The organism is Microbaculum marinisediminis, assembly GCF_025397915.1.
Classification (GTDB): domain Bacteria; phylum Pseudomonadota; class Alphaproteobacteria; order Rhizobiales; family Tepidamorphaceae; genus Microbaculum; species Microbaculum marinisediminis.
Genome location: NZ_JALIDZ010000003.1, coordinates 230,705 through 250,855, shown reverse-complemented (window position 1 = coordinate 250,855; position 20,151 = coordinate 230,705). Strand labels below are relative to the sequence as shown.

15 protein-coding genes are annotated in these 20,151 nt (G+C 66.3%); 6 read left to right on the top strand and 9 right to left on the bottom strand.

Features of this window, described 5'->3' with window-relative positions; genetic code table 11:
- Positions 1-182: 182 nt before the first annotated feature.
- Complete coding sequence (gene gltB, locus MUB46_RS07235; RefSeq protein ID WP_261615215.1) at positions 183-4,874, top strand: glutamate synthase large subunit; 4,692 nt, start codon at positions 183-185, stop codon at positions 4,872-4,874.
- A gap of 4 nt (positions 4,875-4,878) precedes the next feature.
- Complete coding sequence (locus tag MUB46_RS07230; protein WP_261615214.1) at positions 4,879-6,297, top strand: glutamate synthase subunit beta; 1,419 nt, start codon at positions 4,879-4,881, stop codon at positions 6,295-6,297.
- Between the two features lie 100 nt (positions 6,298-6,397).
- On the opposite strand, the gene MUB46_RS07225 is transcribed toward MUB46_RS07230, so the two are convergent.
- Positions 6,398-7,672: an SGNH/GDSL hydrolase family protein gene (locus tag MUB46_RS07225; protein WP_261615213.1), complete on the bottom strand. Its 1,275-nt coding sequence runs from the start codon at positions 7,670-7,672 to the stop codon at positions 6,398-6,400.
- A 109-nt stretch (positions 7,673-7,781) separates the two neighbouring features.
- A complete protein-coding gene (gene galE / locus MUB46_RS07220) occupies positions 7,782-8,774 on the bottom strand; it encodes a UDP-glucose 4-epimerase GalE (protein WP_261615212.1) in 993 nt (330 codons plus the stop codon).
- A gap of 114 nt (positions 8,775-8,888) precedes the next feature.
- Here galE and galU point away from each other — a divergent pair, with 114 nt between their 5' ends.
- On the top strand, positions 8,889-9,761 hold the full coding sequence (galU, locus tag MUB46_RS07215) for a UTP--glucose-1-phosphate uridylyltransferase GalU (RefSeq protein ID WP_261615211.1): 873 nt from the start codon (positions 8,889-8,891) through the stop codon (positions 9,759-9,761).
- A gap of 9 nt (positions 9,762-9,770) precedes the next feature.
- Here galU and MUB46_RS07210 read toward each other — a convergent pair whose 3' ends face one another.
- A complete protein-coding gene (locus tag MUB46_RS07210; RefSeq protein WP_261615210.1) occupies positions 9,771-11,156 on the bottom strand; it encodes an outer membrane beta-barrel protein in 1,386 nt (461 codons plus the stop codon).
- A 194-nt stretch (positions 11,157-11,350) separates the two neighbouring features.
- Here MUB46_RS07210 and MUB46_RS07205 point away from each other — a divergent pair, with 194 nt between their 5' ends.
- From MUB46_RS07205 to MUB46_RS07195, 3 genes are all read left to right on the top strand, one after another.
- Complete coding sequence (locus MUB46_RS07205) at positions 11,351-12,358, top strand: KpsF/GutQ family sugar-phosphate isomerase (protein WP_261615209.1); 1,008 nt, start codon at positions 11,351-11,353, stop codon at positions 12,356-12,358.
- Between the two features lie 125 nt (positions 12,359-12,483).
- On the top strand, positions 12,484-13,257 hold the full coding sequence (locus MUB46_RS07200) for a motility protein A (protein ID WP_261615208.1): 774 nt from the start codon (positions 12,484-12,486) through the stop codon (positions 13,255-13,257).
- 9 nt (positions 13,258-13,266) lie between these two features.
- Positions 13,267-14,121 carry an OmpA/MotB family protein gene (locus MUB46_RS07195; protein WP_261615207.1) on the top strand — a complete coding sequence of 285 codons (855 nt, stop codon included), beginning with the start codon at positions 13,267-13,269 and terminating at the stop codon, positions 14,119-14,121.
- Between the two features lie 42 nt (positions 14,122-14,163).
- On the opposite strand, the gene MUB46_RS07190 is transcribed toward MUB46_RS07195, so the two are convergent.
- From MUB46_RS07190 to MUB46_RS07165, 6 genes are all read right to left on the bottom strand, one after another.
- Positions 14,164-14,616 (bottom strand): NfeD family protein, encoded by a 453-nt coding sequence (locus tag MUB46_RS07190; protein WP_425256222.1) that lies wholly within the window; start codon positions 14,614-14,616, stop codon positions 14,164-14,166.
- Positions 14,617-14,629: 13 nt separating this feature from the next.
- On the bottom strand, positions 14,630-15,715 hold the full coding sequence (locus MUB46_RS07185) for an SPFH domain-containing protein (RefSeq protein WP_261615206.1): 1,086 nt from the start codon (positions 15,713-15,715) through the stop codon (positions 14,630-14,632).
- Positions 15,716-15,814: 99 nt separating this feature from the next.
- Positions 15,815-16,660: a polyphosphate kinase 2 family protein gene (locus tag MUB46_RS07180; RefSeq protein ID WP_261615205.1), complete on the bottom strand. Its 846-nt coding sequence runs from the start codon at positions 16,658-16,660 to the stop codon at positions 15,815-15,817.
- Between the two features lie 77 nt (positions 16,661-16,737).
- On the bottom strand, positions 16,738-17,796 hold the full coding sequence (gene hemH, locus MUB46_RS07175; RefSeq protein ID WP_261615204.1) for a ferrochelatase: 1,059 nt from the start codon (positions 17,794-17,796) through the stop codon (positions 16,738-16,740).
- Positions 17,797-17,918: 122 nt separating this feature from the next.
- Positions 17,919-18,440 carry a c-type cytochrome gene (locus MUB46_RS07170; protein ID WP_261615203.1) on the bottom strand — a complete coding sequence of 174 codons (522 nt, stop codon included), beginning with the start codon at positions 18,438-18,440 and terminating at the stop codon, positions 17,919-17,921.
- Between the two features lie 96 nt (positions 18,441-18,536).
- Positions 18,537-19,922 (bottom strand): PQQ-dependent sugar dehydrogenase, encoded by a 1,386-nt coding sequence (locus MUB46_RS07165; RefSeq protein WP_261615202.1) that lies wholly within the window; start codon positions 19,920-19,922, stop codon positions 18,537-18,539.
- Positions 19,923-20,151: the final 229 nt, after the last annotated feature.

The following is a 20,151-nucleotide window of genomic DNA, read 5'->3' as shown; positions in this document are numbered from 1 at the left end:
GTCGGAACCGGCGAGCGGCGCATCAGTGCGCAGGGCGCCGGCCGAACGGCTGCCCCGGACTTCGGGTGCGGACCAACGGCAAAACTTGAACCGATCCGACGGACCACCGGGCGACAAACCGGGCGGACCGAGGGACGACGCGCCGCTGGACGGCGGCCCGGACAGGCTAGGGAGCGAAGAGAATGGGTGCTGAAACGACAGTTCGGAAGCAAGCGTCGGTGCTGCGGACAACCGGACGCCCGGCAGCCAGGGGCCTGTTCGATCCGGCGCACGAGCGCGACGCCTGCGGCGTCGGCTTCGTCGCCCAGATGAAGGGCGTGGCCAGTCACGACATCGTCGAGCAGGGCCTGGAAATCCTCGTCAACCTGACCCATCGCGGCGCTGTCGGCGCCGATCCGCTGATGGGCGACGGCGCCGGCATGCTGGTGCAGATACCCGACGCTTTCCTGCGCGAGGAGTGCGCGAAGGTCGGCTTCGAGTTGCCTCCCGTCGGCTTCTACGGCGTCGGCCACCTGTTCATGCCGCGCGACGCCGAGGGCCAGCAGGCCATGCGCGCGCTGTGGGAAACGGTGATCGCGGAGAACGGCCAGACCCTGCTGGGCTGGCGCGAGGTGCCAACCGACAATTCCTGCCTCTCCGAAACGGTGATCGCCACCGAGCCGCAGCACGTGCAGATCTTCATCGGCCGCGGAGCCGACGTCGCGGACGAGGACACCTTCGAGCGGAAGCTCTACCTGATCCGCAAGATCGTCTCCAACCGCCGCCTCGAGCCGGACATGCCGGAGACGCTCGACTATTACCCGGTGTCGCTGTCCTCGCGCACGCTGGTCTACAAGGGCATGTTCCTGGCCTACCAGCTCGGCGCCTACTACAAGGACCTGAAGGACCCGCGCTTCACCTCCGCGCTGGCCCTCGTCCATCAGCGCTTCTCCACCAACACCCTGCCGAGCTGGCCGCTGGCCCATCCCTACCGGATGGTGGCCCATAACGGCGAGATCAACACGCTGCGCGGCAACGTCAACTGGATGGCCGCCCGTCAGGCATCCGTGGCCTCGCCGCGGTTCGGCGACGACATCTCGAAGATCTGGCCGATCTCCTACGAAGGCCAGTCCGACACCGCCTGCTTCGACAACGCGCTCGAGTTCCTGACCGAGGGCGGCTACGACCTCTCGCACGCGGTCATGACCATGATCCCGGAGGCCTGGGCCGGAAATCCCCTCATGGACGAGGACCGGCGCGCCTTCTACGAGTATCACGCCGCCCTGATGGAGCCGTGGGACGGCCCGGCGGCCGTCGCCTTCACCGACGGGCGCCAGATCGGCGCGACCCTGGACCGCAACGGCCTGCGGCCGGCGCGCTGGTTCGTCACCGACGACGACCGCGTGATCATGGCCTCAGAGATGGGCGTCCTCGACGTCCCCGAGGAGAAGATCGTCCGCAAGTGGCGGCTGCAGCCCGGCAAGATGCTGCTGATCGACCTCGAGGAAGGCCGGATCATCGACGACGAGGAGATCAAGGCCGGTCTCGCCCGAGCCCATCCCTACCGCGAGTGGCTGGCCCGCACCCAGATCGTGCTCGAGGACCTGCCGCCGGTCCGTGGCGCCTCGCCGCGTACCAATGTAAGCCTGCTCGATCGCCAGCAGGCCTTCGGCTACACCCAGGAGGATCTCAAGATCCTGATGGCGCCGATGGCGACGACCGGCCAGGAAGCCGTCGGCTCCATGGGCAACGACACGCCGATCGCGGCGCTGTCGGAGCAGCCCAAGCTGCTCTACAACTACTTCAAGCAGAACTTCGCCCAGGTCACCAACCCGCCGATCGACTCGATCCGCGAGGAGCTGGTGATGAGCCTGGTCTCCTTCATCGGGCCGCGGCCAAACCTGTTCGACCTCGAAGGCGTCTCGAACCTGAAGCGGCTCGAGGTGCGCCAGCCGATCCTGACCAATGACGATCTGGAGAAGATCCGGATGATCGGCGATATCGCCGACAACCAGTTCCAGACGCAGACGCTCGACATAACCTTCAACGCCGAACGTGGCGTCGATGGCGTGCAGATGGCGATCGATAGGCTGTGCGAGCGCGCCGAAAGCGCCGTCCACGGCGGCTACAACATCATCGTGCTGTCCGACCGGCTGGTCGCCCCCGACCGGATTCCGATCCCGGCGCTGCTGGCGACCGCCGCCGTGCACAATCACCTCATCCGCAAGGGGCTGCGCACCTCCGTCGGCCTGGTGGTGGAGACCGGCGAAGCCCGCGAGGTGCATCATTTCTGCGTGCTGGCCGGCTACGGCGCCGAGGCGATCAACCCGTATCTCGCCTTCGACACGCTCGCCGAGATGAAGGCCGACTTCCCCGAGGAGGTCGACGAGCACGAAGTCGTCCACCGCTATATCAAGTCGATCAACAAGGGCATCCTCAAGGTCATCGCCAAGATGGGGATCTCGACCTACCAGTCCTATTGCGGCGCCCAGATCTTCGATGCCGTCGGTCTGTCGCAGGCCTTTGTCGACCGCTTCTTCACCGGCACCGCCACCACCATCGAAGGCGTCGGCATCGCCGAGGTCGCCGAGGAGACCGTGCGCCGGCACCGTGCAGCCTTCGGGGACTCGCCGGTCCTGGAAAACGCCCTGGAAGTCGGCGGCGACTACGCCTTCCGCCTCCGTGGCGAAGCCCATGTCTGGCAGCCCGACACGGTGGCCGCCCTCCAGCATGCCGTCCGCGGCAATGCCCGCGACAAGTATCGCGAATACGCGCGCCTGGTGAACGAGACCGAGGACAAGTACCTCACCATCCGCTCGCTGTTCCGCATCAGGACGGCGGAGGAAGACGGCCGCGCGCCGGTGGCGCTCGATGACGTCGAGCCGGCAGCGGAGATCGTGAAGCGCTTCTCCACCGGAGCCATGTCCTATGGCTCGATCAGCCGCGAGGCGCACACGACGCTGGCGATCGCCATGAACCGGGTCGGCGGCAAGTCGAACACCGGCGAAGGCGGCGAGGAACCCGATCGCTTCAGGCCGTTGCCAAACGGAGATTCGATGCGCTCGGCGATCAAGCAGGTCGCGTCCGGCCGCTTCGGCGTGACGACGGAATATCTCGTCAACGCCGACATGATCCAGATCAAGATGGCGCAGGGCGCCAAGCCCGGCGAAGGCGGCCAACTGCCCGGCCACAAGGTCGATGCGGTCATCGCCAAGGTGCGCCACTCGACGCCGGGCGTCGGTCTGATCTCGCCGCCGCCGCACCACGACATCTATTCGATCGAGGACCTGGCGCAGCTTATCTTCGACCTCAAGAACGCAAACCCGGCCGCCGATATCTCGGTCAAGCTGGTCTCCGAGGTCGGCGTCGGTACGGTCGCCGCCGGCGTCGCCAAGGCGCGCGCCGACCATGTCACGATTTCCGGCTACGAGGGCGGCACCGGTGCCTCGCCGCTGACTTCGATCAAGCACGCCGGCAGCCCGTGGGAGATCGGACTCGCCGAAACGCACCAGACGCTCGTCGAGAACCGCCTGCGCGGCCGTATCGCGGTGCAGGTCGACGGCGGCATCCGCACCGGTCGCGATGTGGTCATCGGCGCGCTGCTCGGTGCCGACGAGATCGGCCTTGCCACCGCGCCGTTGATCGCGGCCGGCTGCATCATGATGCGCAAGTGCCATCTCAACACCTGCCCGGTCGGCGTCGCTACCCAGGACCCGGTGCTGCGCAAGCGCTTCACCGGCACGCCGGAGCACGTCATCAACTACCTCTTCTTCGTCGCCGAGGAAGTGCGCGAGATGATGGCCGAGCTGGGCTACCGCACCTTCGACGAGATGGTCGGCCAGATGCAGATGCTCGACAGGAGCGAGGCCATCTCGCACTGGAAGGCGCAAGGCCTCGACTTCTCCCGCTTGTTCTACAAGCCGGAGGCGCCCGGCGGCGTCGCCATCCATCACAGCGAGACGCAGGACCATCCGATCCACGAGATCCTCGATCGCCACCTGATCGAGAAGGCGATGCCCGCGCTCCAGGAGCGCAAGCCGGTTCGCATCGAGGAGACGATCGGCAACACAGACCGCACCGCCGGAGCCATGCTGTCTGGCGAGGTGGCGAAGCGCTATGGCCATACCGGCCTGCCCGAGGACACGATCGCCGTGACCCTGCGCGGGACGGGCGGCCAGAGCTTCGGCGCCTTCCTCGCCCATGGCGTTTCGATGGAACTGATCGGCAACGCCAACGACTATGTCGGCAAGGGCCTGTCGGGCGGCCGCATCGTGGTTCGCCCGGACGAGAAATGCCCGGCGGTTCCCGAGGACTCGATCATCGTCGGCAACACGGTGCTCTACGGCGCCGTCGAGGGCGAATGCTACTTCCGCGGCGTCGCCGGCGAGCGGTTCGCGGTGCGCAATTCCGGCGCGCTCGCCGTCGTCGAGGGTGCCGGCGATCACTGCTGCGAATACATGACCGGCGGCGTGGTCGTCGTGCTCGGACAGTCCGGCCGCAACTTCGCGGCCGGCATGTCGGGCGGCATCGCCTATGTCCTCGACGAGGACGGGTCGTTCGCGTCGCGCTGCAACCTGTCGATGGTGGAACTCGAGCCGGTGGCCGAGGAGGACGACCTACTCGAGAAGCTGCACCATCACGGCGGCGACATCGAACACAAGGGCCTGATCGACGTCATGGCGGACATGAGCCGCCACGATGCCGAGCGGCTGCACAAGCTAATCGCCAATCATGCCCGTTTCACCGGGTCGACGCGCGCCGCCGAGATCCTGGAGAACTGGGCGAGCTACCTTCCGAAATTCCGGAAGGTGATGCCGGTGGAGTACCGCCGCGCGCTGGCGGAACTGGCCAAGCAACAGGAAGAAGCGCCGGTCATGGCGCGTGCCGGGGAGTAGTCACGTGGGCAAGGTAACCGGATTTCTCGAGATCGACCGCCGCGACCGGCGCTATGCACCGGCCTCCGACCGCGTGCGCCACTACCGCGAATTCGTCATTCCGCTGTCGGAAGAGGCGACCCGCGACCAGGCGGCCCGCTGCATGGACTGCGGCATCCCCTATTGTCACAACGGCTGTCCGGTGAACAACCAGATCCCGGACTTCAACGACCTCGTCTATAACGACAAGTGGCAGTCGGCGCTGCAGAACCTGCAGTCCACCAACAATTTCCCGGAGTTCACCGGCCGCGTCTGCCCGGCCCCGTGCGAGGCGTCCTGCACGCTGAACATCCAGGACGTCCCCGTCACCATCAAGACGATCGAGTGCGCCATCGTCGACCGCGGCTGGGCGAACGGCTGGATCCGGCCGGAACCACCCAAGCGCAAGACCGGCCACTCCGTCGGCATCGTCGGTTCGGGTCCGGCGGGGCTTGCCTGCGCCCAGCAGCTTGCCCGCGCCGGCCACACCGTGCACGTCTACGAGAAGAACGCCTTTCCCGGCGGGCTGCTGCGATACGGCATTCCCGACTTCAAGCTTGAGAAGAGCAACGTCGCCCGCCGTGTCGCGCAGATGGAGGCCGAAGGCGTGGTGTTCGACTGCAACGTCCATGTCGGCGTCGACGTCACCGCCGAGGAGATGCTCGAGCGCCACGACATGATCGTGCTGTCGGGCGGCTCGGAAAAGCCGCGCGACCTGCCGGTGACCGGCCGCGATCTCAACGGCATCCACTTCGCCATGGATTTCCTGCCGCAGCAGAACCGCCGCGTCAGCGACGAGCCGGTCGGCAACGTCACGCCGATCCTCGCCGGCGGCAAGCACGTCATCGTCATCGGCGGCGGCGACACCGGCTCGGACTGTATCGGCACCTCGATCCGCCAGGGCGCGCTTTCTGTGACCCAGCTCGAGATCCTGCCGCAGCCGCCGGTGAAGGAAAACAAGGCGCTGACCTGGCCGGACTGGCCCCTGAAGCTGCGCACCTCGTCGAGCCAGGAAGAAGGCGCCGAGCGCGACTTCTCCGTCCTCACCCGCAAGCTCATCGGCAAGAACGGGCACGTCACCCATCTCGAATGCGTACGCGTCGACGACAAGATGCAGCCGGTCGCCGGCAGCGAGTTCGAGCTGAGAGCCGATCTCGTGCTGCTGGCAATGGGCTTCCTGGGCCCCGTCCAGGAAGGCGTGATCGAACAGCTCGGCCTGGACCTCGATCCGCGCGGCAACGTCCTCGCCGATACGCGCGACTACCGGACCTCGAACGAACGGGTGTTCTCCTGCGGCGACATGCGTCGTGGCCAGTCGCTGGTGGTCTGGGCGATCCGCGAAGGCCGGCAGTGCGCCCGCGCGGTCGACCTGGCGCTGATGGGCGAGACGGTTCTGCCGCGCTGACGCTCCGGAATTGACGCCCCGGAACTGACGCTCCGGCACTGACGGCCAGGAACTGCCCGGACCTGACGGCTGGCCCGGAACTGATAACGGCAGGCCGGACTCAGCTTCCGTCGACGGTTTCCTCGCCCGGCACGGCTTCCACCAGCGGATCGCTCGACTGGGGTATGACCGCCGTCGGCAGCGGCACGCTCTTGCGCGGCCAGCTGAAATCATCGCTGCGCCCCGGCGACGTCTCCGGCAGTTCCCCTTCCAGAAGGATCTGGCGATAGGCGGAATCACGCGGCGCCTCTGGCGTCGGGTCCGGCCCCCCGGCAAGGGTCGTGCCCAGGCCGCCCTGCGCGCCGGTCAGCGCCACCACCTCGCCGACGCCGGTGCGCAGCTGCTCGTCGCTCGGCATGAACGGCTGCGGCCCGGTCGCGCCCTGCGGCAGCGCCAGGAACAGCCCGCCCTCGCGTCCGAAGTCGCGACGGATCTCGCGGGCGACGAAATGGGCCAGCTTGCGGTTGCCGGCGGAGGTGAAATGCAGCCCGTCCTCGGCCCGCAGCTGGCGGCGCTCGCCGTTGATGTCCGGCCCGGTCGCCGTGTAGTTCCCGGCCTCGTCGACGAAGCTGTTCCAGATGTCGACGAACTGGATGCCGTGCCGATAGGCGCGCTCGCGGTAGAGTTCGTTGAAATAGGCGTAGTCCTGGTTCAGTCGTCCCGACGCGACCGGCGGCAGCGACACCCAGTAGAGCGGCACGCCCCTGTCGTCGAAGAGCTCGATGATGGCGTCGATGCGCTCGGCGTAGAGCTCGCGCCAGCGCTCGCTGCGCGCCTGGTGCTCGCCGCTCTCGTCGGACAGGTTCTGCCGGTCGTTGGCGCCGATCATGATCACGGCGAGATCGGTCGTCTTCTCCGGATCGGCGAGCCAGCCGGAGAGGAAGGCCGGCCAGTTGAAATGATCGTCGCGCACCAGACCGGAACTGGCTTCGTTCTGCCCGTCGACGATGACGGAGGACGATTCCAGGAACGCTTCCTTGAGACCGGCTTCCAGGCCGTCGGCGAAGAAGTCGCCGAACACGACGACCCGCTTGGCGTCTTCGGCCTTCTCGACGGCGACGACCGCAGGCTCGCGCTTGCGCACGACGGCGCCCGAACGGCTGCTCCCCACGTTCTTCTGCGGCGTGCGGATCTGGCGCGCCGGCTGCGATCGCCGGGTCAGGCCGCCAAACAGGGAGTTGAAGAACGACGAGATCGGGTCCTTGCGCTGCTGGGCGACGGTCGAGCCCTGCGCGTATGCCGTCACCGGCACGGCGAGACTGACGGTGGCCATCACCAGTGCCAGCACAAGGATCAGCCGAGGGACCGAGCGCAACATTGCCAATACCTTCGCCATTTCCGTCGGCCACCGTGTGCGGATCTCGCGATCGTTACCGGCGGCCGGCCCCCGCCCACCTGCGCCGACTATAGCGCCGATCCGCGCTTAGGCCCAGCCGGCGACGCCGTCAGGCGCCTTTCGCCCTCGTCATCAGATGCCGCTCCCAGTTGAGCGCGTCGGTGACGATCAGGTCGAGGTCGTCGCGCTCCGGCGCCCAGCCGAGCGCGTCCCGGATCCGTCCCGCGGCTGCGACGAGCGCGGCCGGATCGCCCGGCCGCCGGTCGGTGGTCCGCACCTCGAAATCGACGTTGGACGCCCGTTTCACCGCGTCGATGACCTCGAGAACCGAGAAACCGCGGCCATAACCGCAATTCATCACCAGATTCTCGTCCTTCGCGCGCAGATGGTCGAGCGCCAGCACATGCGCCCGCGCCAGGTCGCTAACATGGATGTAGTCGCGGATGCAGGTGCCGTCGGGCGTGTCGTAGTCGGTGCCGTAGACCTCCAGCCGCGGCCGCTTGCCCAGCGCCGCCTCGCAGGCGACCTTGATCAGATGGGTCGCGCGCGGCGTCGACTGGCCGCTGCGCCCCTTCGGATCGGCACCGGCGACATTGAAGTAGCGCAGCGCCACATAGTTGAAATCAAGGGCGAACGCCGTGTCGCGCAACATGGCCTCGGTCATCAGCTTTGAGCTGCCATAGGGCGAGATCGGATCCAGCGCCGCGTCCTCGCCGACCGGATTGACCTGCGGCATGCCGTAGACGGCCGCGGTCGAGGAGAAGATGAACCGCTTCACGCCGCCCTTCACCGCCGCCTCGATCAGCGCGCGCGATTTCACCGTGTTGTTAAGGTAGTAGCCAAGCGGGTCGGCAACCGAGTCCGGCACCACGATCGAGCCGGCGAAATGGATGATGGCGTCGATGCCCCGGCTTTCGATCAGGCCGCCGACCGTCTCGATATCGCCCACATCTGCAACCACAAGTTCCGCGGGCGGCCGAACCGCCCAGTCGAACCCCGTCGACAGGTCGTCGAGAACGACGACGTCCTCGCCGCGATCGACAAGAGCCAGAACCATGTGGCTGCCGATATAGCCGGCGCCACCCGTCACGAGTACCGTCATGGTCCTTTACCTCTTGAAACGATTGCGGAACGACCCAGGCCGAGGACCCTAGCCGACGGGGCTTTAAGTCTGGTAACTAGCGCCACCTCCTAACCAAGCGAGACGACGAGAACAATGCCCAAGATCCGCAAGGCCGTCTTTCCCGTGGCTGGTCTCGGCACACGGTTCCTGCCCGCCACCAAAGCGATGCCCAAGGAAATGCTGACCGTGGTCGACCGGCCGCTGATCCAGCATGTGGTCGACGAGGCGCGCGAAGCCGGCATAGAGCACTTCGTCTTCGTCACCGGCCGCAACAAGGGCGTGATCGAGGACCATTTCGACAAGCAGATCGAACTGGAGATGACGCTGGAATCGCGCGGCAAGTGCCGCCAGCTGCGCGAGCTGGAGCAGGCCCTGCCCGGGCCCGGATCCACCAGCTTCACCCGCCAGCAGGCCCCGCTGGGCCTGGGTCACGCGGTGTGGTGCGCGCGCGACCTGATCGGCGACGAGCCCTTCGCCCTGCTCCTCCCCGACGTGCTGGTTCAGTCGAAACCCGGCTGCCTCAAGCAGATGGTCGACGCGTGGGACGATCTGGGCGGCGGCAACCTGGTCGCGGTCGAGGAAATCGACCCGGCCAAGGTGTCCGATTACGGCGTCGTCGGGGTCGGGGAGGAGAAGGGCCGCGCCTTCGGGATCACCGGCATGGTCGAGAAGCCCGCGCCGGCCGAAGCCCCCTCGAACCTGATCATCACCGGCCGCTACATCCTCGAACCCGGCATCTTCGATATCCTCGACAATCCGGAAAAGGGCGCCGGCGGCGAGATCCAGATCACCGATGCGATGATCAAACTGATGGAGACGAGGCCCTTCCACGGCTTCAAGTTCGAAGGCCGCACCTTCGACTGCGGCTCGAAGGTCGGCTTCCTCGCCGCCAATATCGCCTTTGCCCTGGAACGCCCGGACATCGAACCGGAATTCCGGCAGGTGATCGCGGACCTGCTCGACTGACGGGCCCGGTCAGCGCTGCAGCCGCATGCCCAGCTCGACGCGGGTATCGTCGTAGTTCTGGCCGGGAAGGTTGGTTTCGTAGGCCTGGTACGACGCGTCGAGCTGGAACGACAGCCAGCGGCTGACCAGGTATTCGAGCCCAGCGCTGACCACGTAGTCGGTCTCCTCGCGGCCCGAGCCGATATAGTCCGATAGCGCGTAGGCGAAGTTCGCCGAGGCGATCAGGTTGTGGCGCAAGGCGTGCTCGATGCCGATGTCGGCGGCATAGACCAGCGCCCCCGACGCGGTCGGGTCGAGCGTCGTTTCGGTCGGCTCGATCGACCCGTCGAAGGTGACGGTCGTCAGTTGCGTCGGCTGCCAGACCAGCGACCCGCGGAAGGCGATGCTGTCGATTTCCTTCAGGGAGGGATCGACCGGCTTTTGCCGCTGATACCCCACCGCGATCTCCCCCGACAGCGGATCGCCACGATCGAACGACACGCCGACCAGGAAATCGTATCCGCTGGAGCCGCGCCGCACGCCGTCGTCGTCGATGCTGCGCCGGTATTTGCGCTTGTTGGCGCCGGTCTCGAAGAAGACGGCGCGCGATCCCTCGTCGATATCGACGCTCGCCCGGACCGCACCGTTCACTTCCGTGTAGTCGCGGTCGGAATTGTCGACGATCGTGCCGTCGGTCAAAACGGCGCTGTCGTAGGTGAACTTCTCGTAGGCGCCGCGCAGCGACACCTCGAGCCGGCCGAACCGGTGCGCGTAGGTGCCCTCCGCGACCGCCTCTTCGGAGTCCGGCGGTTCGATGACGGATTGCGGCACGTTCGGATCGCCGCGGCTTTCCGGAACGACCGCATAGGCGAGGCGCAATCCGGCGACATCGCGCGCGCTGATGTCGAGTCGGCCTTCGAGTTCGGCGTCGATCGCCGTGGTCGTCTCACCGGAATAGTCGAAGAAGGATTCGTGATCGACCGCCACGAATCCGCGCAACTCATGGCGCACCCAATCGGACGTTACTTCCAGCTCCGGCGCGACGCGGTAATAGCCGCCCGATTGCGGGTCGGTCGCGCTCGAGAACACGTTGCTGGCATGGCCCAGGAACGCCTCGATCGCGGGAAAGATCCGGAACGCCCCGATGCGCAGGCCGAGCGGCGCATACGGATCCGCTTCCGCCTCGTCGACTGGCGCGGCGTCGGGCACCTGGCCGAGTTCGTCGCCGGCAATCTGGGTTGCGGCTTCGAAAGCGGCCTCGTCGTCGGTCTGCGAGCCGGGATCCGTCGATCCGCGCAGGGTCGCGAACGACCCGGTATCACCCGAGGATTGCGCGGAAGCCGAGATCGCCCATAGGGAAACCGCCGCGGTGAGACACCACGTCGCCAGTCCAGTGATAGAGGGCGATATCGTCACGGACCGCGTACCCGTGCTGTCGGTTCGGGAGGGCGCGGCAGCCGGGGCCGTCGACACCCGTTAACCCTAGAGGAGGTATGGTTAACGGGCGCTTAAATGCCGCGTCTCGACGGGTGCGGTCCCGACCCGAAATGTGCTATCTGATAGATGGTTAGGCTTGGCATCGTCCGGGCTGTCTAGGAAATCCGATTGTCATGGTTGCATTGAAATCCGTGGGGAGCGGGCCGGTGTCCGACACCACGCTGATCGATTCGGCGCTACGCACGCTCGACCTCGAATCCGCCGGTCTCACGGCGCTGCGCGAGACACTGTCGAACGGGCTTGGCCAGGCCTTTGCCGCGGCAGCCCGCCAGGTGCGCGCCGCGCGCGGACGCGTCATCGTCTCGGGCATGGGCAAGAGCGGTCATGTCGGCCAGAAGTTCGCCGCCACCCTCGCCTCCACCGGTACGCCGGCATTCTTCGTTCATCCGAGCGAGGCAAGCCACGGCGATCTGGGCATGATCACAACGGACGACGTGGTCATCGCCCTGTCCTGGTCGGGCGAGACGGCCGAGCTGCGCTCCGTCGTCGAGCACACGACCCGGTTCCAGGTGCCGATGATCGCGATCACCTCGAATCCGGACTCGTCCCTGGCCACCGCCGCGGACATCGTTCTCGCCCTGCCGAAATCGCCGGAAGCCTGTCCGCACGGCCTCGCGCCGACGACCTCGACGGTCATGCAGCTCGCGCTCGGCGACGCGCTCGCCATCGCCCTGCTCGAGAGCAAGGGGTTCACGGCCCGCGACTTCAAGGTCCTGCATCCCGGAGGCCAGCTCGGTGCCCAGCTCAGCTTCGTCAGCGATCTGATGCATCCGCAGGACCGGCTGCCTCTGGCCACCCTGGACACGCCGATGGCCGAGGCCATCGTGGTCATGACCGAAAAGAGCCTCGGGTGCCTCGGCATCGTCGAGGACGACCGGCTGGTCGGGATCATCACCGACGGCGACCTGCGCCGCCACATGAGCGCGGACCTGTTGAAGCGGACGGCGCGCGAGATCATGACGCCGAGCCCCAAGACGGTAACCCCGGACACGCTCGCCTCCGAGGCGCTCGCCGTCATGAACCTCGGCGACCGCCCCTTCACCGCGCTTTTCGTGGTGGAGAACGGCCGTCCCGTCGGCGTCGTCCACGTTCACGATCTTTTGCGCGCCGGCGTCGCCTGACCCCTGCCCCGCGTCGGGGAAATTCCCGCACGCGTTTAGCGTTTGCTTAGGAAGCGCCCATAGGATGTCCGCAGTGCTGTCCCGGCCAGAAGGGTCGGGACATTTGTTTGTCTGCGGGAAGTCCGATGGATATCGCCACAATTCTTGGCATTTTGTTCGGCACGGGCGTCGTAGGGGCGGCGATTTTCGTCGGCGGCGACGTGACCCTGTTCACCGACCTGCCCTCGATGCTGATCGTCCTGGGCGGGGCCATGGCGGCGACCATCATCCGCTTCCCCATTACCGGCGTCCTTTCCGCCCTGGCTCTCGGCGGTCGCGTGGCCTTCACCCACCGCAAGATCGAGCCGCGGCAGCTCATCGACGAAATCGCCAAGCTCGCGGAGGTCGTCCGCAAGCAGGGGCCGCTGGGCCTGGAGAACGTCGAGGTCGACGACGAGTTTCTCGCCAAGGGCATGCAGTACATCGCCGACGGCTACGATCCCGTGTTCATTCGCGAATCCCTGGAACGGGAGCGCGACCTCAATCTCGAGCGGCTCGAGGACGGCCAGCGCGTCTTCAAGGCCATCGGCGACTCCGCGCCGGCCTTCGGCATGATCGGCACCCTCGTCGGCCTGGTGCAGATGCTGGCCAACATGGACGATCCCGCAACGATCGGTCCGGCCATGGCCATCGCCCTCCTGACCACCCTCTACGGCGCCCTCATCGCCAACCTGATCGCGCTGCCGATCGCCGACAAGCTCGCACTGAAATCCAAGGTCGAGGAAGTCAATCAGACCCTCGTCCTCGACGGCATCATGCAGATCCGCGACTCCAAGAGCCCGGCCCTCATCCGCGAAATGCTGATCGCCTATCTGCCAGAGAAGCACCGCGGCGAGATGGCCGAGCCGGTACCGGCCTGACGCCGAGCCATGGCGCGCCAGAAGAAAGCCTCCGGAACCGGCGTTCCCGAATGGATGGTCACCTTCGGTGACCTGATGGCCCTGCTTGCCTGCTTCTTCGTGCTGATCATCTCGTTCTCGATCCAGGACGAAAAGAAGCTCCAGGTCGTGGCCGGCTCCATGCGCGAGGCCTTCGGCGTTCGCAAGGAAAGCCGCAAGGAAGGCATGATCGAGGTCGAGGGCGTTCCGGTCCGCGAATTCGTCAAGACCATCACCTCGGTACCGCAGGAACCCGATTCCGAGTTTGCCGAGCAGCGCCACGACCTGCGCCGCAAGCAAGGGCCGGAAGCCAATACCCACGATATCGACAAGACCGATATCGAGCGGCCGCGCCAGTTCGCCACCGCCGCCGCCTCCCTGCGCCAGGCCTGGCAGGAAATGCCGGAGATCATGGAGATTTCCGACCAGATCCTCGTCGAGGAAACGCCCGAGGGGCTGAACATCCAGCTCGTCGACCAGGAAGGCCGCTCGATGTTCCCGCCGGGCCAGCCCTACCCCTACGAGCGCACCCGGCTGATCCTGACCAAGATCGCCAACGTCCTGCGCGAGCTGCCCAACCAGGTCGAGGTGACCGGACACACCAGCGCGGACAGGAGCGAGGAACAGCCCGGCCGTACGAACTGGGACCTGTCGGTTCAGCGCGCTAACTCGGTGCGGTCGATCCTCGCCGAGTACGGCGTGCCCAACGGCCGCTTCGACGGCGTCATCGGCAAGGCCGAGACCGATCCGTTGTTCCCGGAAGACGCCTTCCTCGCCGCCAATCGGCGGATCAGCATCCTGCTACGCGCCGAGGAACCGCCGCTGCCGGCCGATCACAGGCCCTGATCCCCGGGCCCTGATCCCCGACCGGCTGACATCCAACGACCGCTAAGGCGCGTCCGATTGCCGGACCACGAGCCGCGAGCCGCGCGCGGCGGACACGGTGACCGGCGTGCCCGTGGGCAGGTCCGGCCCCTCGATGCGCCACACCGTATCGTCGATCGACAGGCGCCCCCGGCCGTTGACGATCGGCTCGGTCAGGACGAATCCGCGCCCGACGATCGCCTCCGCGCGCCTGTTCAGGAAGGGCGCCTCGCCCTCGGAGGGTTTGCGCCGCAGAAAGAACCGCGACAGCCCGACACTGGCGATCGAAAGGACACCGAACGTGACGAACTGCGCCTGCCACGACCAGTCGATCAGCAGCGACAGGAGACCGACGACGAGCGCCGCCGCCCCGAACCACAGCATGAAGGTTCCCGGCGCGACCAGCTCGACGCACAGCAGCACGATGCCGAGGATCCACCAGTTCCAGTAGCCCAGGGACGCGATGAGCTCGATCACGATGCCGCCCCTGTCAGTTGGAGCCCCAGGGGCCGCCGGGCGCCTCCGGCACCGAAGCGGACGAACCGGCAGCGGACCCGGCCGATCGTGCCGACCCCCGGTTCGGCGAGCCCCGATCCGGGGTCTGGCCGCCACCGCCATCCCTGCCAGCACCGCCGCCGGGACCGCCACCACCGGGACCGCCCCTGCCGAACGCCTCGCCGGCGATCTCGCCGATGCCACCCAGCGCGCCGAGCAGCGACGCGGCCTCGACGGGCAGGATCATCACCTTCTGGTTCGGCGCCGCCGCGAGCTCCTTCAGGGCGCCCACATACTTGTCGGCGACGAAGTAGTTGATCGCCTGGATGCTGCCCGTGCGCACGGCTTCCGAGACCACCGTCGTCGCCTTGGCCTCGGCTTCGGCAAGCCGTTCGCGGGCTTCGGCGTCGCGGAAAGCGGCCTCGCGCCGGCCTTCCGCGGCAAGCACCAGCGCCTGCTTCTGGCCTTCGGCCTGCAGGATCTCCGACTGCCGCTCGCCTTCGGCCTCGAGGATAGCGGCGCGCTTGTCGCGCTCCGCCTTCATCTGGCGGGCCATCGAGTCGACCAGGTCGCGCGGCGGATTGATGTCCTTGATCTCGATGCGCGTGATCTTGACGCCCCACGGCTCGGTCGCCGCGTCGACCACCTTGAGCAGCCGGGTATTGATCTCGTCGCGCTGCGACAGCAGTTCGTCGAGGTCCATCGACCCCATGACGGTGCGCACATTCGTCATGGTGATGTTGAGGATCGCGTTGTCGAGGTCGGAAACCTCATAGCTCGCCCGCGGCGCGTCCAGCACCTGGAAGAAGGCGACGCCATCGACGGTCACCGTCGCGTTGTCGCGGGTGATCACCTCCTGGCTGGGAACGTCGATGAACTGCTCCATCATGTTCATCTTGCGGCCGACCCGGTCGATCAGCGGCACGATGAAGCCGAGGCCCGGCTGCAGGGTCTTCGAGTAGCGGCCGAAGCGCTCGACCGTATAGTCGTAGCCTTGCGGCACCTGCTTGACGCCGGAGATGACCAGCAGGATCAGCAGCACCACGAAGACGACAACAACGATGTCCAGCCCGAATGCCATGGCGCCCTTCCTCGAATCGTTGCCCGGCGGACATTTTCCTACGGGCCGCACACGGGAACAAGAACCAAGAAACAGCCGCCGGACGGTCCCGATCCGCGGCTAGCTGGTCCGGCCGGCGGTGCTCGCGATCAGGTCGGAGGCCTCGAAGATCTCGCCCGCGGCGGTCTCCACCCGGACATCGAGGGGCGGCGGCGCGAGATCCACGCCCTTCGCCAGCCGGTCGGCGATGAGCCTGAGGGCCGTGACCCGCGCGTATTTCTTGTCGTTCGCCGGAATGAGGTGCCACGGCGCGTGCTTGGTCGACGTCCTGTCGACCATCTCCTCGATGGCGGCTTCCATCTCGCCCCAGTGCCGGCGATTGCGAAAATCCTCGTAGGACAGCTTCCAGCGCTTCATCGGGTCGCGCAACCGCTCCTCGAAGCGCCGAAGCTGCACATCCGGCGTGACATGCAGGAAGATCTTGACGATGCGCGTGCCGTCCGCGGTCAGAATCCGCTCGAATTCATTGATTTCCTCGTAGGCGCGCCGCCACCGCGCTTCCGGCGTCAGCGCCTCGACCCGCTCGACGAGCACGCGCCCGTACCAGGAGCGGTCGAAGACCGAAATGGCGCCGTTCGGCGGCAATCGTTCCCAGAACCGCGTCAGATAGTGCCGTTCCAGGTGATAGCGGCGCGGCGCCGCGATCGGCCAGACCTTGAAGCCGCGCGGATCGAGCACCGCCGACATGCGCCGGATCGTGCCGCCCTTGCCCGCCGCGTCCCAGCCCTCGAAGACGATCGCCGCCGCGTCTCCGGTGTAGAGATAGGCCTGCTGGATGCGTTGCAGCCTGGTCTGCAGCTTTTTCAGCCGAACCTCATAGTCGGCGCGCTTGATCGAGGCATCCATGTCGAGCGATGCCAGATGGCCGCCGCGCGGCCTGCGCCGTCCGGTCTTTCCCTTCGCCATGGCCTGTCTTCCCCCGGCTCGCGATAGGTCCGGGAAAGTCTAGCCCGGCGCGACGACCGTTGGCGAGTGGCGTCCACTCAGATCCAGCCGGCGAGCTCCCGGGACACCACGGTCTCGATCACCCGCATCCCGTCGGCTGTGTCGTTGAGACAGGGGATCGCGGCGAAGTCCTCGCCGCCATGCTCGAGGAAGAACTCCTTGTTCTGCTCGGCGATCTCCTCGAGCGTCTCGACGCAATCGGCGACGAAGCCGGGCGTGACGATCGCGAGCCGCTTGACGCCCTCCCGCGCCATGCGTTCCACGGTCTTGTCGGTGTATGGCTGCAGCCACTCCGCCTTGCCGAAACGCGACTGGAAGGTGAGCACCAGCTTCTTCTCGTCCCAGCCAAGGGCCTCGCGCAGAAGCCGCGTCGTCTTCTGGCAGTGGCAGTGATACGGATCGCCCTTGTCGAAATACTCCTTCGGCAACCCGTGGAACGAGGCGATGACGACCTCCGGCTCGAAGGGCAGCGCGGCCAGATGCTGCCGCATCGACGTCGCCAGCGCGTCGATATAGACCGGGTCGTCGTGATAGGCCGGCACCGTGCGCACGGCCGGCTGCCAGCGCATCTTCATCAGCGCCTCGAAGGCCTTGTCGTTGACGGTCGCCGTCGTCGCGGCGGCGTATTGGGGATAGAGCGGGAAGACCAGGATGCGCTCGCAGCCGGCCTTCTGCAGATGCTCCAGGCGCGAGGCGATTGACGGATTGCCGTAGCGCATCGCCCAGTCGACGACGACCCGGCCCTCGCCGAAGGCCTCGCCGAGCTTCTCGGCCTGGCTGCGCGTGATCGTCCGCAACGGCGACTCGTTGCGGTCGCGGTCCCAGATCAGATCGTAGGCCTCGCCGCTCGATTTCGGCCGCTTGGTCAGGACGATCAGGTTGAGCACCGGCCACCAGACCAGCCGCGACGTCTCGATCACCCGGCGGTCGGACAGGAATTCCTTCAGATAACGCCGCATCGACCAATAGTCGGTGGCGTCCGGCGTGCCGAGATTGACGAGGAGCACGCCAACCTTGCCGAACGCGACGGGCGGATGATCGGTCGGCAGATTGGCGGGCGTACCGGCGAAGGCACGGCGGGAAGCACTGTCGGGCATGAATTCTTTCCGGTTGACGGTCCGGCCGGTTGACGAACCGGGCATTGGCGGGACCGCGGGTGATCCTGCCTATACGCCGTTTTGGCCCTATCGGATCGCCGAAGCAAGCATGCCGGGCCGGGTCAGTTCGTCTCGCCCCGCAATTCCTTCAGATACGCCATGACCTTGAGGATATCGTCCTGGTCGATGCGCCGGCCGAAGGCCTGCATGGCGCCGGCGCCACCGGCATAGATGATCTCGAAGCGGCCGACATCGCTGGCCACGCGGGGGTGTTGCCATTCGTCGTCGATCAGGTTCGGGCCGATCCGGCCGGTGCCGTCCTTGAGGTGGCAGGCCACGCAGAGCTTGCCCCACAGCTTCTTGCCCTCAGCGATCTTGTCCGCGTCGCCGTCATAGGCATTGACGGCCGTCTTGTGGAAGGCATCGACGGCGGGCGTGATCGTCTGGTCGGTTCGGTATTCGAATTCGATCGGCTCATCATCGAGGACATGACGGAAAACGATGTCGCCGTCGGCGTCTTTCTCGACACCGGCGGGCAACTCCGTTTCGCTGGCCCCCGCCAGCCGGCTGCCGGACACACTCGCTATGCCGGTCGCGATCAGGATGATGACGGCGACAGCAACGCGATCGATACCTCTTGCCATGATCGATGGGTCTCCACGTTTGCGCATACAAAGACAATGACGGGCGCCGGAGCGGGTTCCGCCCCGGCGCACCAATTTTCCTGGATTGGCCTTCGCCTATTTCGCCGTGCGCGCCACTTCCGCGTCGGCCGGCACGTCGCCTGCCGGCGTCACGCGCCACAGGGCGCCGGGCGGGTTGGCCTCCGGACCCTGATCGGCAAGATAGAAGTTGTTGGCGCTGACGGCATAAACCGTCCCGTCCTCGCCGTAACCACCGGCCGTGAACTGCAGGTCGGTCTGGGCGAATTCGTGGAACTGCCACTTCGAGCCGTCCCAACCGAGGCCCCAGAGCCTGCCCGTGCACCAGTCGCCGACCATGTAGACCCCGTCCATACCGCCGTAGTTCACGACGCCAAGGCCCTGCGCCGAACAGCCGTACCCGTCGCTGAGCTCGTCCGCGCCGGGATAAGGCGTCTGGTGCGGGTAGACCGCGGCGGGAAGCTCGCCGACCACAGCGCAATCCTCGCCTTCCGGATTGCCGGTCATCGGATGGCAGTAGATGCCTTCCATGCGCGGCCAACCGTAATTCTCGCCGCCCTTGCTGGATCCCGGCTGGTAGATGATCTCCTCCCAGTGGTTCTGCCCCACGTCTGCGATGAACAGGTCACCGGTCTTCGGATCGAAGGAGAACTCGTAGGGATTGCGCACCCCGTAGGCCCAGGTCTCGGGAATCGCGCGCGTCTTGATCTTCGAGAACTGTTCCTCCGTGATCCCGAACAGCGACATCAGCTGCTCCTTGGCGGCCTCGGCAAACGGATTGTCCTTCGGGATCGCATAGGGGCGACTGTCATCGTCGGGATGCACGTCGATGCGCAGGATCTTGCCCAGCGGCGTCGAAAGGTCCTGCCCCGCCTCGTACGGATCGCCTTCCCAGCCGCCGTCGCCGGAGCCGATATAGAGGTAGCCGTCCGGGCCGAACTCGATCTGGCCGCCGTTGTGGTTGTACCAGGGCTGCTCTATCCGCATGATCACCTTCGCGGTCTCGTTGGTCCGCTCGGGCGTCATGGCGTCGGGGCTATCCGGATCGACCTGGAAACGGACGATCACGCCGTCGCCGTTGAAGGGCAGCGACGCGTAGTGGACGTAGAAATAGCCGTTGTCCTTGAAGTTCGGATCGAACGCGACGGAATACAGCCCCTGCTCGACGAAACCGGTCTGCACGTCGTTGCCGAGCGGGTTGATGTTGGTCAGGTCCAGGAACGGGTCCTCCTGCACGCTGCCATCGGGATTGACGATCTTGATGCGCCCGACACGCTCCACGACGAACAGCCGTCCGGAGCCGTCGCCGGCATTCGCGACATTCGTCGGATCGGAAAAGCCTTCGGCCACCTTCACCAGGACGACCTCGGGATTCCCCGGTAGGCTGCCTCCCGGCTTGGCCACCTGATCCGCGGTCTGCGGCACCTCGGCCGCCGAGACCGCTCCCGCGGAAACGAGAGCCATCGTAACGGCCGCTACGCCAACAGTGATAGTTCGTAACATCTCGATCCTCCCTGCTGATATTTTTTCTAGACGGCGCCGGGACCACGACCGCTGCAAACCGATCCGCAGCGAACCGATCCGCACAGATACGGCCGCAGCCGTGCCGCCAGCAATCAGTAAAACATGAAATCGAGTCAGCTCGAATAGAATTCGCTTATTTATTACAGACCAGGTGTTTATTGATATTTTT